The organism is Blautia sp. HA3515, assembly GCF_059933065.1.
Window position 1 is genome coordinate 1 of sequence record NZ_JAYFUY010000003.1, and the last position, 2,357, is coordinate 2,357.

Here is a 2,357-nt window from a genome sequence, read left to right on the forward strand (position 1 = left end):
CTTTTGTGATCACCTGGCAAGGTCCGTTAGGATCCAGCTCGTTGGTAGCCTTAGCATCCAGCCATGAAACTGCACCGCAAAGTCCCAGTCTCTCAGGTGTGACTACGCACACGTGGGACGGAGAAAATGCCTGACACAGGATACAGCTGTAATACACATCTACGGACTCATCTGTAAGAGTCTCCAGACGGGCATCACGTTTGTCAAAGGTAGGGATACCTACTTCATGACGCATCCTGGTACATTCAGCCGGATCTGTAAAGATCGTTACCTGACATTTGTCTACAACTGCTTCAAATTCATTCTTCACCTGGGTATACAGCACTTCTCCGAAATGTTTCGCACGAAAGCCTGCTTCATAATGCCTCATTGCTGATACGGATACGGTGCATATCCCTCTGGCCTGTATGGTATACACCCTCGATGCAGTTGATGTAGTTGTGGAATTTACGCTCGATAACCGGCTCAAAGTCCGGCTGCATCGTTCTTTCCTGCCAACTTTACCAGCGTAGGCAATGACTGTGTCTTGCTGCCAGGTTCCAAGGTCATCGACTTCCGGGCCTACGACCGTGATCTTGTGGTCCTCAACCTCGTGCATGAGCCACTGGTCTGTACAAGCTCTGCACAGTCTACGCGGGAACCGTCAAACTCAACACGCATGTCTTTACGACGGATGATCTCGCCCTCGAATGCAGATGCGAATGCAACCGGGATATCAACTATTTGTGATCTTGATCTTAATGTCTCGGGCTTCCAAGGGAAGTAGCTTATTGAAATCTGCTAACATCGGGGCCTGAACGATCAGCGCTCCTCGGTACTTCGGACGATGTTCTCTGTCTCGTTTGTGATAACAGGGAAGCCAAGTGCGATCGCACCAGCGCCACATGCAGCCAGTACAACGTCATCTAGCGGTCCGAAGGCATTTACAAATGCAGGTACACGCTCTCATGCAGTATTACAGAAATCAGTGATGCTGCATCCCCTGGTGTTACATTACCAAAGATCAGGGCTGCACGAAGTGCAACAGATACTACATGGATCACAGAGGTAACGTCCTTACCAAGAGGAACGATACGGAGATTATATCACCAGTCTTAATGCCCCAGCTTCCTGTGCCTGGTCAATGATACCGCCCACCAGTGTTACAAGGATACCCTGTGACTGATAGCTCTTTGACAAGAGCAACACCCTCTTCTACAGAAGGAGCTGTGCCAAGGATAACTGCAACGCCAGGGATATCTCCTGTTACAAGGGGAACACCCAGTTCACGGATCACTGCATCAGCAAGATGACCATAGCATGGCTCTTCGTATGGCGTTGCACCGTCAATATATTTCAGGACTTCGATGAACTCAGCGCAAAGTGCGGTAGCAACACCGGACATCAGATGCATCGTTCAGGTCTCTTCCCTCGTGTCATCAGGGTTTTTACTACACCAAGAGCTTCTCTTAAGCTCTCCCAAGTGTTGTGACCTTTGCACCGGTTACTGCATAGTAGCATGGCAGGCTGTATGCTGTATGTCAGGAAAGCCTACTGCCTTGTCTGCGCCATGCTGAGCAATTGTACGGCATCGTTCGCAGCCTTCTGTGTAAGGCCGTATACAGCGTCATTTCCGCTGAATACTCTATCAAATAATGTCACTGTCATACCTCCTATTATTTACAGACTGAATCATTATTTACAGGAAACCCTCCTGATCGCTCATCTGTTATCAGATGAGTTCCATCTATGTTATTCTTGATCTTTCTGATCTCATCCGTCACAGACTGGCTGAAATCATAGGGGGATTTCCCCTGGCGGTCTGCGTCCATTACCTCGGTGTTGTAATGGATCATACCAAGGAGATCTTCTGCCGGGATCCTGGAGCGGATAAACTCCTCTATCCTCAGAGTTTCTCGACTTTGTCAGCCACCGTCACTTTCACCTGGGATACACCCGAGGTCTTTTGCAAGACGCTTAACATTCTTGTAGGTCTGTACGCTTCTTGCACCCGGCTCGATCACCACGATAAACTCGTCCGTTGCTTTCTGTGGTACCCCGGCCCAGATGCTCCAGGCCGGCTTCCATATCCATGATCACCACATCATCCCTGTGAACCACAAGATTGCTGATGATCCTTTTCAGCATTACATGCTCAGGGCAGACACATCCGCCGCCCCCTGTCTCCACAGTACCAAGGACAAGCAGTTTTACTCCGTTACAGGTCTTACCGGAGGTATCCGGAATATCATCCACTTTAGGATTCAGTGTATAGAACTGATTCCGGCGGTTTGCTCCTGTACGTTCCTCCACAAGCGTCAGCGCAATCTTTGATATCGGTACAATGGAATCCAATGTATCCTCATCAAATCCAGGGT

Annotated in this window: 4 protein-coding genes and 1 pseudogene; all 5 read right to left on the reverse strand. The window is 49.2% G+C overall.

Features of this window, described 5'->3' with window-relative positions; all coding sequences use genetic code 11:
- Nucleotides 1-598: pseudogene (locus tag R1Y93_RS00085) on the reverse strand (acetyl-CoA decarbonylase/synthase complex subunit alpha/beta); the annotation flags it as partial.
- Nucleotides 562-777, reverse strand: coding sequence for a hypothetical protein (locus tag R1Y93_RS00090; RefSeq protein ID WP_500821162.1), 216 nt, complete (start codon nt 775-777; stop codon nt 562-564). The pseudogene R1Y93_RS00085 and the gene R1Y93_RS00090, both read right to left, overlap by 37 nt.
- Before the next feature lie 343 nt (nt 778-1,120).
- On the reverse strand, nt 1,121-1,393 hold the full coding sequence (locus R1Y93_RS00095; RefSeq protein WP_500821159.1) for a hypothetical protein: 273 nt from the start codon (nt 1,391-1,393) through the stop codon (nt 1,121-1,123).
- Between the two features lie 262 nt (nt 1,394-1,655).
- The gene (locus R1Y93_RS00100) at nt 1,656-1,835 is read right to left on the reverse strand and encodes a hypothetical protein (protein WP_500821160.1); all 180 of its coding nucleotides are present in this window, start codon (nt 1,833-1,835) and stop codon (nt 1,656-1,658) included.
- Between the two features lie 121 nt (nt 1,836-1,956).
- On the reverse strand, nt 1,957-2,357 hold a 401-nt coding region (locus R1Y93_RS00105; RefSeq protein WP_500821161.1), incomplete at its 5' end, for an ATP-binding protein.

What these genes read in the sequence shown, in the direction of transcription:
- R1Y93_RS00095 (WP_500821159.1), bottom strand. Translation starts at nt 1,393, where the DNA reads ATGCATCTGATGTCCGGTGTTGCTACCGCACTTTGCGCTGAGTTCATC.
- R1Y93_RS00100 (WP_500821160.1), bottom strand. Translation starts at nt 1,835, where the DNA reads ATGATCCATTACAACACCGAGGTAATGGACGCAGACCGCCAGGGGAAA.